The 14985-nt window shown below is 38.6% G+C and carries 14 protein-coding genes and 1 other RNA gene (1 of these 15 only partly in view); 11 read left to right on the top strand and 4 right to left on the bottom strand.

All coding sequences use genetic code 11. The features are described 5' to 3' along the window. The first annotated feature begins 14 nt into the window (after window positions 1–14). From H5084_RS08905 to H5084_RS08945, 9 genes are all read left to right on the top strand, one after another. Window positions 15–1133, top strand: a complete 1119-nt coding sequence (locus tag H5084_RS08905; RefSeq protein ID WP_182690217.1) for a bifunctional tRNA (adenosine(37)-C2)-methyltransferase TrmG/ribosomal RNA large subunit methyltransferase RlmN — start codon at window positions 15–17, stop codon at window positions 1131–1133. A 144-nt stretch (window positions 1134–1277) separates the two neighbouring features. After that, on the top strand, window positions 1278–2060 hold the full coding sequence (gene pilW, locus H5084_RS08910) for a type IV pilus biogenesis/stability protein PilW (RefSeq protein ID WP_182690218.1): 783 nt from the start codon (window positions 1278–1280) through the stop codon (window positions 2058–2060). Next, window positions 2053–2640 carry a RodZ family helix-turn-helix domain-containing protein gene (locus H5084_RS08915; RefSeq protein WP_028869803.1) on the top strand — a complete coding sequence of 196 codons (588 nt, stop codon included), beginning with the start codon at window positions 2053–2055 and terminating at the stop codon, window positions 2638–2640. The genes pilW and H5084_RS08915 overlap by 8 nt, the downstream gene beginning before the upstream one ends. 289 nt (window positions 2641–2929) lie before the next feature. Next, window positions 2930–4039 (top strand): flavodoxin-dependent (E)-4-hydroxy-3-methylbut-2-enyl-diphosphate synthase, encoded by a 1110-nt coding sequence (gene ispG, locus H5084_RS08920; protein WP_028869804.1) that lies wholly within the window; start codon window positions 2930–2932, stop codon window positions 4037–4039. A 228-nt stretch (window positions 4040–4267) separates the two neighbouring features. Next, on the top strand, window positions 4268–5545 hold the full coding sequence (gene hisS / locus H5084_RS08925; RefSeq protein ID WP_028869805.1) for a histidine--tRNA ligase: 1278 nt from the start codon (window positions 4268–4270) through the stop codon (window positions 5543–5545). Between the two features lie 35 nt (window positions 5546–5580). Continuing rightward, a complete protein-coding gene (locus H5084_RS08930; RefSeq protein WP_028869806.1) occupies window positions 5581–6261 on the top strand; it encodes a tetratricopeptide repeat protein in 681 nt (226 codons plus the stop codon). Between the two features lie 14 nt (window positions 6262–6275). Beyond that, window positions 6276–7475: an outer membrane protein assembly factor BamB gene (bamB, locus tag H5084_RS08935; protein ID WP_051369227.1), complete on the top strand. Its 1200-nt coding sequence runs from the start codon at window positions 6276–6278 to the stop codon at window positions 7473–7475. 76 nt (window positions 7476–7551) lie between these two features. Continuing rightward, window positions 7552–9027, top strand: coding sequence for a ribosome biogenesis GTPase Der (gene der, locus H5084_RS08940; RefSeq protein ID WP_028869808.1), 1476 nt, complete (start codon window positions 7552–7554; stop codon window positions 9025–9027). Window position 9028: 1 nt separating this feature from the next. Then, window positions 9029–9256, top strand: coding sequence for a zinc ribbon domain-containing protein (locus H5084_RS08945; RefSeq protein WP_028869809.1), 228 nt, complete (start codon window positions 9029–9031; stop codon window positions 9254–9256). A 222-nt stretch (window positions 9257–9478) separates the two neighbouring features. On the opposite strand, the gene H5084_RS08950 is transcribed toward H5084_RS08945, so the two are convergent. The 4 genes from H5084_RS08950 to H5084_RS08965 all read right to left on the bottom strand — a co-directional run bounded on the left by H5084_RS08950 (window position 9479) and on the right by H5084_RS08965 (window position 13343). Beyond that, window positions 9479–10063, bottom strand: a complete 585-nt coding sequence (locus H5084_RS08950; protein WP_182690219.1) for a BON domain-containing protein — start codon at window positions 10061–10063, stop codon at window positions 9479–9481. Between the two features lie 265 nt (window positions 10064–10328). Next, window positions 10329–10916, bottom strand: a complete 588-nt coding sequence (locus H5084_RS08955; RefSeq protein WP_182690220.1) for an SIS domain-containing protein — start codon at window positions 10914–10916, stop codon at window positions 10329–10331. A gap of 8 nt (window positions 10917–10924) precedes the next feature. Beyond that, window positions 10925–11293: a YraN family protein gene (locus H5084_RS08960; protein WP_028869812.1), complete on the bottom strand. Its 369-nt coding sequence runs from the start codon at window positions 11291–11293 to the stop codon at window positions 10925–10927. Then, entirely contained in the window at window positions 11262–13343 is a 2082-nt protein-coding gene (locus H5084_RS08965; RefSeq protein ID WP_182690221.1) for a penicillin-binding protein activator, read from the bottom strand. Before H5084_RS08965 ends, H5084_RS08960 begins: the two co-directional genes overlap by 32 nt. A gap of 120 nt (window positions 13344–13463) precedes the next feature. Here H5084_RS08965 and rsmI point away from each other — a divergent pair, with 120 nt between their 5' ends. Continuing rightward, a complete protein-coding gene (rsmI, locus tag H5084_RS08970) occupies window positions 13464–14324 on the top strand; it encodes a 16S rRNA (cytidine(1402)-2'-O)-methyltransferase (RefSeq protein WP_028869814.1) in 861 nt (286 codons plus the stop codon). 330 nt (window positions 14325–14654) lie between these two features. Beyond that, an RNA gene (gene rnpB, locus H5084_RS08975) (RNase P RNA component class A) lies at window positions 14655–14985 on the top strand; it runs 143 nt beyond the window's last position.

The raw sequence follows: 14985 nt of genomic DNA on the forward strand, positions 1-14985 counted from the left end.
AGTTGAGGCATTCCATGAGTCAGAAAAAAGTAAACCTGTTAGATTTGAACCGTCAAGGTTTACGTGATTTTTTCACCGAAATGGGTGAAAAACCGTTTCGTACCGAACAAGTAATGAAATGGATTTACCATTTTGGTTGTGATGATTTTGATCAAATGACCAATATTAATAAAGCATTGCGTGAAAAATTAAAGCAACGTGCAGAGATAATTGCACCAGAAGTTAAAGTTGAACAACGCAGTGAAGATGGCACCATTAAATGGGCAATGACTGTTGGTAATCAAGAAGTTGAAACCGTTTATATCCCTGAAAAAGACCGTGCAACATTATGTGTATCTTCACAGGTAGGTTGTGCGTTAGCTTGTGATTTCTGTTCAACGGCTCAACAAGGGTTCAACCGTAATTTGACCGTGTCTGAAATTATCGGACAAGTATGGCGCGCGGCTAAAATTATCGGTGTGATGGGGGAAAGTGGTACTCGACCTATTACTAACGTGGTAATGATGGGCATGGGCGAACCATTATTAAATTTAAATAACGTCATTCCTGCAATGGAATTAATGTTAGATGATTTAGGTTATGCGTTATCGAAGCGTCGTGTGACGTTATCTACATCGGGTGTCGTGCCTGCGTTAGATATCTTAGGCGATCGTATTGATGTGGCTTTAGCGATTTCATTGCATGCACCGAATGATGTGCTACGTTCTAAAATGATGCCCATTAACGACAAATATGATATTGCCGACTTCTTAGCCGGTGTAAAACGTTATATTAGTAAGTCGAATGCAAACCGAGGTAAAGTGACGGTAGAATATTTATTATTAGACCACGTTAATGATTCTACGGATCAAGCGCACGAGTTAGCGCATTTATTAAAAGACACACCGTGTAAAATTAATTTGATCCCATTTAACCCATTTCCAGGTAATGACTATACTAAGCCAAGTAACAGTCGTGTTGACCGATTCAATAAAGTGTTGATGGAATATGGTTATACGGTGATCGTACGTAAAACACGCGGTGATGATATCGACGCTGCTTGTGGACAATTAGTGGGTGATGTTATTGACCGTACTAAACGCACCATGAATAAACGCCAACATGGTGAAAACATCAATATTCAACAGAGTTAATAACAGAAAGCCTAAATTCTGTTCTTGAACAATACGATCCAGTTCAAGAACAGTTAAAAAAAGCATGCATCAAACAACAAGTTACTTCACAATAGAGATGCTTGAAAGACATTTCCTGCACGACTTTTCGTTCTTGAGGAATTTATGCGTTTTATATTGATTAGCTTAGTCTCTTTATTTTTTATTTCAGCTTGTGTCTCAAGCGAAACAATCAAAACCATCAATAGCCCTGGTGGCCAAAAAATGGCTTTTAATCCTGAAGGCGCTGCGGATACACGTTTGAAATTAGCTTTGTTATATCTCGAAAACAAGCAAATGCAGCAAGCCAAAGAAAATCTTGATACTGCCTTAAAATACCAACCTAATAGTGCCAAAGTCTTTCGTATCTACGCTTATTATTATCAAAAAGTAAATGAAAACGATAAAGCAGAGCAATTTTATAAAAAATCCTTAGCCTTAGATGAAGATAATGGCGATACTTATCATAATTATGGTACTTTCTTATGTGCACAGGGTAAGTATGAAAAAGCAGAAGAAGCTTTCTTAAAAGCAATTTCATTACCACATTACACACGCGTTGCCCGCACTTACTCTAATGCAGCCGTATGTGCGGAAGAGGCAAAAGATAATAAGAAAGCCATTTTCTATTATGGTTATGCTTTATCACACAGCCCTAATAGCATCGGTATTAATTTATCTTTAGCTAAGTTAAATATTACTGAAAAAAATTATAAAGCGGCTGCAATCAATTTATTTACCTTTCAACGTAGCTCACCTGCAACGGCAGAAAGTTTATGGCAATGGGTACGTTTGAGTTATGCTTCCGGTAAAAAAGCAAGTTTAGCAAGATATTCAGCACAACTTTTAGATAAATTCCCTACCTCTCAACAAGCTTTGAGCTATTTAAATAATGAGCACCATGACTGATCAAATTCTACAGATGGAAACGACAATGACACTCGATAAAATTCTTAAAGAAAGTCGATTAGCGGCTAATTTATCTATTGATGAGGTTGCTCTTAAACTCAACTTAAAAGAAACCGTTATTTTAGATATTGAAAATAACCTAGAGCAGGTGATTGCTGAAAATCGATACCCGATCATTTACTTGCGTGGTTATATTGCCAATTACAGTAAAATGGTTGGGGTGGCTGATCTAAAATCTTATCCTGAATACCAACAACTAATACACCCTGAAAAACGCGTGACAACCTTAAAAAGTCCGCATATTCTCAGGGCAAAAAAAAGCTCGGCAAAAAAAGTGATCTGGATACTCTTCCTACTGATCTTGATCACGGCTGCAGGATTGACTGTATTTTGGAATTATTCTGCGTTGTTCTCCATGGTAAAACCCGGTGTTGTAACAGAAAATAGAGAGATGCGCTTGCCGGAACATTCTGATGAAAATGAACCTTTGTTTAATGACCAAGATACTTTACCAGCAGAGTCGACAGCGCAACCAGTGATAGACGAACAGCAAAGTGTGGAAACAGATACGGCACAGTAGTGTTCAGCAAGCTAGATCAACCGTTGGCTATCAACAAAATGAAAACGTATCGGTAATATCAGAGAGTATTAGACATAGTGGATTAAAAGCCATTAGTTAATACTTGCAGTAGCAGTTCTATTTCAACTAAAATTAACGCAATCAATATTGCGGCGAAGTTTCTACTAAATAATGTTAAATTGGTGCGAGTAAGCAACTAATTGTCACTTCGCTCAGTCATAATAATTCGACGATAAAAGCGATATACTAACGTATCACCTTGAACCTTTAACTTTAAAGAGTAACTACAATGAGTCATACCTCTTCGATTATACGCCGCGTATCTAAACAGATTATGGTGGGCAATGTCCCTGTGGGTGGTGGTGCACCAATTACTGTGCAATCAATGACTAACACGTTAACAACAGATGTGGATGCAACCGTTGCACAAATAAGACGCTTAGAAGCGGTTGGTGCGGATATGGTGCGAGTGTCTATTCCTACTATGAATGCAGCAGAAGCGTTTCGTGAAATTAAAAAACAGTGCAATATTCCTTTGATAGCCGATATTCACTTTGACTACCGTATCGCGTTGAAAGTCGCTGAATACGGTGTCGATTGCCTGCGTATTAATCCTGGCAACATTGGTAATGAGCAACGCATCCGCAGTGTTGTGGATTGCGCTCGTGATAAAAATATTCCTATTCGAATTGGCGTTAACGGTGGTTCTTTAGAGGCGGATATTCAAGAGCAATATGGTGAACCTACTGCGCAGGCATTAGTGGACTCTGCATTACGCCATGTGGAGATTCTAGACCGTCTTAACTTTGACCAATTTAAAGTCAGTGTAAAAGCATCTGATGCACTATTAGCTGTTGAATCATATCAACTATTAGCAAAACAAATTATTCAACCATTGCACCTTGGTATCACTGAAGCTGGCGGTTTACGTAGTGGTAGCGTTAAATCTGCGGTAGGTCTCGGTATGTTATTGTCTCAAGGAATTGGTGATACATTGCGCGTGTCGTTGGCCGCTGATCCGGTTGAAGAGATCAAAGTAGGTTTCGATATTTTAAAGTCCCTGCGTATTCGTAGTCGTGGCATTAACTTTATTGCTTGCCCAACCTGTTCACGTCAAGAGTTTGATGTAATTGCCACGGTTAATGCCTTAGAAGAACGTTTAGAAGACGTGGTAATGCCGATGGATGTATCGATCATTGGTTGTGTTGTGAACGGACCCGGTGAAGCATTAGTGTCTGATATTGGTATTACTGGTGGCAAAAACAAAAGTGGTTTTTACGAAGATGGAACGCGTCAACGTGATCGCTTCGATAATGACAACGTGATTGACCAGCTTGAAGCAAAAATTCGTGCCCGTATTAGCCGTACTGACCAAAGTAACATTATCGTTAAAGGGTAAACATAACGGGTACTTAATAAATTAAGTCTGTGTTAATCAAGACTTTTAGTGAAAACCTCGAAATAAGCCCAAGTGTTTTTAATATTTGGGCTTTTTATTTACCTTAAACGTAGCAAACCTCTGCAGTATTGTTCCATCTAGACACAAACTTCCTTATAATGACTAACAATTTTATTAACAATACATACTGTATGTATTTTTATTCATCGACAGAATTCGGAAATCATTGTGGCAAAGAAGATACAAGCTATTCGTGGTATGAACGATACCCTTCCTGAACAAACCCCAGTTTGGCAGAAATTAGAGTCATTAATTAGACAAACCGTCAGCAGTTACGGCTACTCTGAAATTCGTATGCCGATTGTAGAAAGTACCCATCTTTTCAAACGTTCGATTGGTGAAGTAACCGATATCGTTGAAAAAGAGATGTACACCTTTGAAGACCGTAATGGTGACAGCTTAACTTTACGACCAGAAGGGACTGCCTCTTGTGTACGTGCGGGTAATGAACATGGTTTACTTTATAACCAAGAACGTAGAATGTGGTACATCGGGCCGATGTTCCGCCATGAACGCCCACAGAAAGGTCGCTACCGTCAATTTCACCAAGTTGGTATAGAAACCTTTGGTATCGCAAGTGCGGATATCGATGCAGAAGTTATTTTATTATCTGCACGTTTATGGAAAGCATTAGGTATTGAGCAACATGTTGAACTGCAATTAAATTCTTTAGGCAGCAATGAAGAACGTAATGTTTATAAAGCGAAATTAGTTGAGTTCTTGCAGCTACACGAAGATAAACTCGACGATGACAGTAAACGCCGTATGTTAACGAATCCATTACGTGTGTTAGATAGCAAAAATGAAGCGGTTCAAGCAATCTTAGAAGATGCTCCGAAACTATCTGATTATTTTGGTGACGAAACAGCAGCACATTTTGCCAAAGTACAAGCATATTTAGATGCTGCGGGTGTTAAATACGTGATCAATGAGCGTATTGTACGTGGTTTAGATTATTATAACCGCACCGTATTTGAATGGGTAACAACGAGCCTAGGTTCTCAAGGCACAATTTGTGCTGGTGGTCGTTATGATGGCTTAGTTGAACAACTTGGTGGTAAAGCAACACCTGCAGTGGGTTTTGCAATGGGTTTAGAACGCATTATTTTAATGCTAGAAACCCTAGAGTTAAATGATGATATTAAAGGTGATGTTGATATCTATAGTATTCTTGTTGGTGAAGGTACTGATATTGCAGGCTTTAAAGTTGCTGAAATTGTACGTGATCAATTACCCCAATTAAAAATGATGCATCACTGTGGCGCGGGTAACTTTAAAAAACAGATGAAGCGTGCTGATAAAAGCGGTGCAAAAATTGCGTTGATCATCGGTGAAAGCGAATTAGAGAGTGGTTGCGTCACAATTAAAGACTTGCAAGGAAACTCAGAGCAACAAACCGTTGCAATTGACAGCTTAGTTAAGGTATTACCTACCTACTTTGCATAGTATATTGATAAAAACAGAATAAGTAAGGAACACACGTGGTTGATATTATTGAAGGTTACGAAACAGAAGAACAACAAGTTGATGCCATTAAACAGTGGTGGAAAGAAAATGGGACCATGCTGGTTGTGGGCGCTGTAGTTGGTTTAGCAGGTCTTTGGGGATGGCGTTATTACGGTGAAACTGTGACCACAAATCAAGAAAAGGCATCCACTGAATTTCAGCAAGTATTAAGTAAATTTGAAGCCGAGGGCGAAGAGCAAAGTAGTGCTGAAATGCGTACTTTTATTGCCAATAACAAAGACAATAACTACGCCACATTAGGTGCATTATTATTAGTTAAAGAAGCCGTTCAAGCTAAAGATTTTGCATTAGCAAAAACACAGTTGACTAATTTATTAGCCAGCAATAGCTATGAGCCGTTAACACCCGTTATTCAATTACGCCTTGCTCGAGTAAATAGTGAGTTAGGTGATTATCAAGCGGCATTAACAACGTTAGACAAAATCACAGCAAAAGGTTTTATTGTTAAAGCTAATCAAAGTAAAGGCTTAGTTTATTTAAAACAAGGCGATCTTGAAGCTGCTCGTAGTGCATTTCAAACGGCAGTTGATGCAAGTGAAGGCCGTGTAGATCCTTTATTACAATTACAATTAGATGATTTAGCCGTTGCTAAAGCAGATGTTGCTCCAGCACCTAAGTTAGATGCTGCGCAATAAATTGAGATAATACAATGATTAAATGGGTTAAAAAGCTAACTGTCATCACCACAACAACACTCGTGTTAAGTGGTTGCTCTATTTTTAGCAGTGAAGATGATGTTGTTAAAATGGCAGAATTGCCAGAGTTTGAAGCGATTTATGAACCAACTATTGCTTGGACAAGCAGTATTAGTGATGGTGTGGATAAATACTACTCTCAACTACAACCTGCCGTAGACAGCAATGCGGTTTACATTGCCGCTCGTGATGGTGAAGTAAAAGCACTGACGGTTAAAAATGGTAAAAAGCTATGGTCTATTGACTTAAGCGATCATGAGTCCAATGACTCTAATCGGTCTGCACGTTTATCTGGTGGTGTTAGTTTAGGTGGTGATACACTTTATATCGGTACCGAAAATGCACAAGTGTTTGCACTTGATGCTGCTAACGGTGACATTAAATGGATGAGCAAAGTCTCTGGTGAAGTTGTCGCACAGCCTATTTATGATAATAGCCTAGTCGTGATACATACTTCACGTGGTGAATTAATTGCGCTTGATAGCTTAACCGGTAAGGAAATGTGGAGTTTAACTAATGCTCAACCTAAACTTACCTTGCGTGGCAGTGCAACACCAAGCATCTCGCAAGGCGGGATCATCTATGGTCGTGCTGACGGTTATCTGGCTGCCGCACTATTAAAAAATGGTCAACCATTGTGGCAAGTTCCGGTTTCAAGACCTTATGGCGCGACTGAGTTAGATCGTTTATCTGATGTTGATATGAAGCCGGTTATTGTTAATGGAACGGTTTATGCGTTGGGTTACAATGGTAACTTAGTGGCGATTGACCTGTTAAAAGGTGAGTTGTTGTGGTCTAAAAAATATTCAGGCTTTAAGAACTTAACGGTATCTGGTCGTGATATTTTCTTAACTGATTACCGTGGTTATGTGTTTGCTGTCAATCGTAATGATGGTGAGCAACGTTGGATCAATAAAGAATTAGCTTACCGCAATGTGACAGGGGTAACCGTCGCCAATGAATATATTGTAGTCGGTGATGCTGAAGGTTATTTACATTGGATTGATCGCGAAAGCGGACAATTTGTTGCACAACAAGATCTAGACTCTGATGGTTTGTATATCGAACCTGTTGCAACGTCTACGCATCTTTATTTACAAACACGCAGTGGTGATTTGATCGCCATTGAAAAACCGATATTAAATGTAGAATAATTTAATACGTTTTTACGCTATACTGTAGCCCCTTGCTGTGCATGGGGCTTTTTTAGTTTATAGGATTTCAAAAAATATGTTACCAGTCATCGCTTTAGTAGGTCGCCCTAATGTAGGTAAATCTACGCTTTTCAATCGTTTAACTCGCACCAGAGATGCGCTAGTTGCCGATTTCCCCGGTTTAACGCGTGACCGTAAATATGGTCAAGCCAAAGTTGAAGAACTTGAATTTATTGTTATTGATACCGGTGGTATTCAAGGCGATGAAGAGGGCATTGATGCGTTAATGGCTGAGCAATCATTAATTGCGATAGAAGAAGCCGATGCCGTATTATTTTTAGTAGATGCACGAGTTGGTTTAACCGTTGCCGATGAAGCGATTGCCGCGCATTTACGTAAGCAAAACAAAAAAGTCATGATCGTGGCGAATAAGATTGATGGTATTGATGCGGATTCAATGTGTGGCGAGTTTTATGCCTTAGCATTAGGCGAAGTTTATCAAATTGCAGCTGCGCACGGTAAAGGTGTACGTCAAATGATTGATGCTGCACTAGAAGAGTTCCATCAAGAAAATCCAATCTCAGATGAAGTTGATGAGTATGAATTTGCATTGGATTACGATGATGAAGACGAAGATGAAATTGCTAAAGAACAAGAACGTTTAGCCGCTTTACCGATTAAACTTGCACTGATTGGCCGTCCTAATGTTGGTAAATCAACATTGACTAACCGTATCTTAGGTGAAGAGCGAGTATTAGTATTTGATATGCCGGGTACAACGCGTGACAGTGTTTATATTCCTATGGAACGCGATGGACGTGAATATATTCTGATCGATACCGCCGGTGTTCGTAAGCGTAAAAAAGTCAATGAAACCGTTGAGAAATTCTCTGTTATTAAAACTTTAAAAGCGATTGAAGATTCAAACGTTGTTATGTTGATTATTGATGCGCGTGATGGTATTTCTGATCAAGATTTAAGCCTATTAGGTTACACCTTAAATTCAGGCCGTTCATTAGTGATTGCAGTGAACAAATGGGATGGCATGACAGAATACGATAAAGAACGTGTTAAAACAGAATTGGATCGCCGTTTAGGCTTTATCGATTTTGCTAAAATTCACTTTATCTCTGCCCTACACGGTACGGGTGTTGGACATTTATTTGAATCAGTAGAAGAAGCTTATATCTCTTCAACTAAACGAATCTCAACGGCGATGCTTACCCGTATTATGGGTATGGCAACCGATGACCACGAGCCACCAATGGTTGGCGCACGTCGTGTTAAATTACGATATGCACATGCAGGTGGTTATAACCCACCGTTGATCGTTATTCACGGTAACCAAGTTAAAAAATTAGCGGACTCTTATAAGCGTTACTTAATGAACTATTTCCGTCGTACGTTAGGGATCATGGGGACACCGATCCGTATCGAGTTTAGAGAAGGAAGTAACCCATTTGAAGGCCGTCGTAATAAACTAACACCGCATCAAATGTATAAACGTCAACGTTTATTACGCAACTACGCTAACAGTAAAAATAAGAAGTAATATGCAGTTATCTTGTCCAGATTGTGAATCAGAGTTAACGCATAGTGGCGAATTAAAACGCCATTGTTCAAGTTGTAACAGTGATTTTGTAGTTAACGTTTGCTGTCGTGAATGTGGACAACCATTACAGCGTTTAAAGGCCTGTGGTGCGGTGAGTTTTTGGTGTGAGCATTGTAATGAGCTAAAGAGTAAATCGACAGCCATTTACAGCTTAGTGAAACAAGCATAGCACTTGCCATATTTGAAAATAAACTAAAAGTTAAACCCAAAAAGTAATGATAAAAAAAGGGAGTCTCTACATTATGTAGTCACTCCCTTTTTTATACTTTCAATTTTAAATGCTGGACAATAATAAAGGCTTTTAAGCTTATATATTTAATGCCTAATCTCTAATGACTAATGACTACACTTATGAGCATAAAACCTAGGTAACAGAGCCTTCTATTGTTACTTATTTTTTCTCTGGTATCACTTCAAACACTCTGATTACTTGTTTAACGCCTTCAACATTACTGGTAATGTTGGTCGCAAAGTCAGACATCTCTTTGGTTACTTGACCAATTAAAAATACTTCTGCATTTTCAGTAACCACTTTAATTTTTAAAGGGTCGACTTTATCGTGTCCAGTAAGCTTACTTTTGACTTTAGCCGTTAGCCAAGTATCTTGTGTTTGTCTGACTAGGCCGATGGTTTGACCGATGCGTAGTTGGTTATAAACCCCTTTAATACCATCAATATTAATCAATATATCTTCTATTTTATTACTATTCGCCTGGCTATCTGCTTGTCCAATTAATAAAATAAAGCTGTTATTAGTGACGATGTTAATGCGCATATTTTTATTATATACGTCTGAGTTAACGACTTTATCAATGGCTACCATGGATAAACGATCATCTTCAATTTGTTGAGAAAGAGTACGCTCATCACTATTAACCGCGACCGCGGTACCAGCAGCAACAATCAAACCACTCGCACAACCTTGTAACAGTGCAAAGCATAATAAAGCGGGTAAAAAACGGGTTATATATTTCATAATTTTTCCTAGAGACGGTGAATCTTTCAAGTTTATTTTACAACGAGTTCCTGGCTTTTTATATAAGCCTAGGTTGATGTCCGGTAGTTAGCGCACATAAATAAGTGAAAAGGCACTATAAATAGTCATCAAACCGTTTACTTGGCATCACTACAGGGTGTTGTTCTTTATTGTCTATCATGACTTAGATAAGCAGGCATCCTTTGTCTGCTTCGATCAAAACACCTCATGGAACACAAGATCAAAGTAGTAACGAGCAGTAGGCTTAATACTGTGGGAATAATTGTTGATCGATTAAGTCACTTAAACAGTTAACCACGAGTAAATGAATCTCTTCAATGCGTGCACCTTTATCACTTGGTGCCCGTATTTCAATATCATCTGCTCCTAATAAGCCTGCAATTTCGCCACCATCAACCCCTGTCATAGCAACAATTTGTATATTTTTACTGAGTGCTGTTTCAACGGCTTTCACCATATTACGGCTATTACCACCATGGCTAATAGTAATTAATACATCACCCGGTTGTGCTAATGCAGATATTTGGCGTGCATAAATTTGGTCAAAATGGCTATCACTGGCAATCGCTGAAACTAACGATGAATCGGAAGTGATCGCGATGGCAGGTAAAGCAGGGCGATCTGTTTCATAGCGATTAAGTAAGTGTGATGCAAAAATTTGTGCTAAACCTGCTGCACCACCATTACCGCAAACCAACAGTTTATGGCCATTGATTAAACAATCTTTGAGTAATAGTGCTGCTGCTTCTATCTGCTCTGGCAGCGCTTCCGCTGCAACGATCTTAGTTTGAATGCTCTCTGCAAAGTGAGCTTGAATTTTTTCATTAATCATGTGACATGTTACTCTTGAAATGCATCTTGTATCCATTGCGGTGTTGATGTTTTTTCACTGATCGCGACCACATCAAAACGGCAATAGGGTTCACTATTAAGTTGCGATAAATAATGCTTTGCTGTTTTAATTAATTTCTGTTGTTTCTGATAGGTTACGGAGGCCGGTGCGCCACCATAATCTTGATTTTTCCTATACCGTACTTCAATAAAAACCAATGTATCTTGGTCTGACATAATCAAATCTATTTCACCGAATCGGCAATAGAAATTTTGGCATACAAGCAATAAGCCTTGCTGTTGTAAAAAATCCAAGGCTTGTTGTTCGTATTTTACGCCACTGTTATTACTGGCCTGAAACAGACGAGGTAACTTCAACGAGTTCGCCTTCTTGGTATTTTGCCCAGTGTAACTTACTACGTAACGTATTGCGCTGATCTAATGTTAACTCACCCACTAAACCTTGATATTTATATCCTTCAATAACTTGCATTTGTTTTAACTGCTCAATTAAATTGTAGCTGTCATAACCCAATGCAAACAAACGTAATGTTCTAAAGCTTTGGTGTGGCCAGATTGCTTGAATATTTTTATTCATCTGACTGTCGTCATCCATTAAAAAGGCAATGTCTGAAAACGTCAGTTCAGAAAGTTCTTTATTTTGAATATTAGCTAAATCAGAAGCATGGCTTCGTGAACTTGCATAAAGAGGAATACTTTTAGCAAAAGGGCTGACCGTCACCGCAATAAAAGGTTTCAATAAAATTAATTCACTACGGCTACTAATAATATAGATAGCATCCACATCGCGGCGGCTTCTGAGCTCCGATTTAATACCATAGCCAACCACCGATCTCATCTGGTTAATACGTTGTTGGCTTTTATCTGTTTGTAATGCCGTCGATATTAACTTTGGATACTCTGATTTAGCAGCAAAATAATGCGTTTCAGCAGGATACCCCTCTACACCATAATCAGACTCTGCTTGTTGCTCTTCATTTAACGCTATCCAACGTGCTTCAAATGCAGCTGCAACGCGCTCACCAAATTTAGATTTTGGCGCTAATAATAAAGGTTTTTTATGATTATTTTTGAAGATCATTTCTGCAGCTTGTTCAGCTTCATTTTCCGGAGAAAGTGGAAACGCGTAATGAATTGATGAGCTTGCCGCCGCTGATTCATCATCCTCTTGGAAGCGATTTAAAGCTAATACTGGAATATCTGTAATCAAAGGTAATAACTGATCAATATTAGATTTCACTAAAGGACCGATTACAAAATCAATACTTTGAGCATGTAGTTGGTCTGCAATTGATTGTGCAGTGTGTTTTGTTGTGTCAATAAAAAGCAAATCGGCTGGAGGCGATTTTAACTCACTAGGAATAATGATCTCAGGTGTATAAGCGATTGTCGGGTCAGACTCTTTAAACTGATCTTGTTCATTATCTAACTGCTTTTTCAATGCTAATTGATTATAAAAAGCATGGCTGATGCCATATTGTATTGCTTCAGCTGGTTTCTTGAATCGACCAGATAATGGTAATAACACGGCAATCTTATTTGCTTTGTAAGGAATCGCCTCTTCAATGTTAGTTAATTGCGTAGGCATATAATTAATAACAGGGTGACTTGAATAAGCTAACTTCCAAGCGTCCACCGCTTGCAGTAATTGATTATTGCGTAATTGATAGCGTTGATAAACGCTAGCTAATGTGTACCAGCCATGTACAAACATCTCTTTTTGCTGTGTAACAAGTGCTGTTTGTGCATTCGTATTTTCACCCGTTGCATCGGTTACTAGGGCCTTATTTGAGAATATTTCAGCGCTTGACGTAACTTTTTTAAATTTGTTTAAAACACTTGGGTCTAATAACGATAGCTCATTTAGCAACAAATCATTGTAAGTTTGTTTATCTTGCCCTGTGGTTAATAGAGGTGTTAATTCTAGTAATGTATCGGACGCCGCTTGATGTTCTTTGTTACTAACTTGTAAATCAACTTTTATTTTTAAGTAGTGTAGATTCGCCGGCGCACTTAATACATTTTGAGTAATCTTTTTAAGTATTGCATCGGTTTTATCAAATTGATTAAGCGCATAGTCATTTTCAGCAATCAATAACAATAAATGATTTTTTTGTTGTGTCGTCAGCGTTTTCTTTTGTAAATGCTCAATCACAGAATCTGCCAAAACAAACTTATTTTCCTGTGTTAAGGCTTGTACAGCGGCTAATTGCCATGGCGTATTGTCAGCTTCATCGAGTTTATCGGCTTGTTTTAATAAATATTGTGCTGATTCATTAAACTCAGTAAATAATGTTGGTGCTGTACTTTTATCTGGCTCAATGACAGAACAAGCGGACACAAACAACATGCTCAAAACCATGAGAGGAAAGTATAAAGCGCGTTTAGATAAGATTGCAGTGTTCAAATTTTTTGTCCTTTTTAATCAAACCAATCTCAGATCAGTTTTCAGATAGGTATCAAGATGCCTATAGTGTAATATTGCCGACTTAGTTAAACAATCCTTAACACTTTAATAGAGTCAAATATGTCTGAAAATAATCAATTAAATAACGAAGTAAGCGCAAAATTGTATATTGTTGCCACTCCTTTGGGCAATATTGGAGATATTACTTACCGCGCCATTGAAATATTAAAAGGCGTTGATTTAATTGCAGCAGAAGATACCCGCCATAGCGGTAAACTATTAAGTTACTACCAAATAAGTAAGCCTACATTTCCATTACATGATCATAATGAACGTCAACGTGGCAAAGTGTTAATTGAAAAAATTAAAGCAGGGCAATCTGTTGCTTTGATTTCAGATGCAGGTACGCCCCTGATCAGTGACCCCGGTTACCATTTGGTTAATGAATGTCGTGAAGCGGGTGTTGATGTTGTGCCTGTGCCAGGTGCCTGTGCAGCTATTACTGCGCTTTCAGCGGCAGGTTTACCTTCGGATAGATTTTCATTTGAAGGTTTTTTACCGGTTAAAGAAAAGGCGAAAACGGAGAAACTCACCGCTTTAGCAGAAGAAACACAGACCATGATATTTTATGAATCGCCACGCCGTATTCAAGATACGGTGAAACATATCATTAATATTATGGGTGCGGATCGTAAATTAGTGATTGCACGTGAATTAACTAAAATGTTCGAGTCGTATTACGTGTTGCCAGCTGGTGAAATGTTGGATTGGTTAGGGCAAGATACTAACCATTGTCGTGGTGAATTTGTATTGATGGTAGCTGGTGCGAGCAAAGATAAAGATGCACTCTCGGTAGAAGCGATCAAAACACTTACTTTATTAAAAAAAGAGTTGCCGCTTAAAAAAGCAGCTGCGATCACCGCTGAAATTCATCATCTTAAGAAAAATGACCTTTATAAATGGGGCCTAGAAAATTTATAGGTTGAATATAGGCTGTACTAGTTTTCTACTTTACCTTTCAAACTATAAATCTACCTTTAATAAGTAAAGGCAGATTTATAGTTCTTGGTTTAGTTCATGTATTACTTTAAATATCTAATGAACCTTAATCTATAACTGCTTTTAATCTATAATAGCCTTTTATCTATAAATACTTTTAGTCTATAAAATAACTTAATTTGTTAATGCTAGTCGTTTGAAAAAACGAAATAGTTTACTTGTTTGCTTATTATTTTAATTTAAGAATTGTTACAGTAATTATAATTGCTTTAACTACTTGTAGTGTGATCGCTTTACCGTATAATACGCCGCGGAGTTGGCCAGATCGTCGCCGCTTTGATTGCTTAAGATGTATTTCTAAAGTATTGAAAAGGGGAGGAAAGTCCGGGCTTCAAAGGGCAGGGTGCCAGGTAACGCCTGGGTAGCGCGAGCTAACGACAAGTGCAGCAGAGAGGAGACCGCCTGCTAATTTATTAGTAGGTAAGGGTGAAAGGGTGCGGTAAGAGCGCACCGGCTAGTGGGTAATCATTAGTGCAAGGTAAACTCCACCCGAAGCAAAACCAAATAGGCTTCCTGAGGCATGGCCCATGCTGGAAGCGGGTAGGTTGCTTGAGCCTGTGAGTGATTGCAGGCCTAGACGAAT

Origin of the sequence: Psychromonas sp. SR45-3, from assembly GCF_014163575.1 — a bacterium.
Taxonomy (GTDB): domain Bacteria; phylum Pseudomonadota; class Gammaproteobacteria; order Enterobacterales; family Psychromonadaceae; genus Psychromonas; species Psychromonas arctica.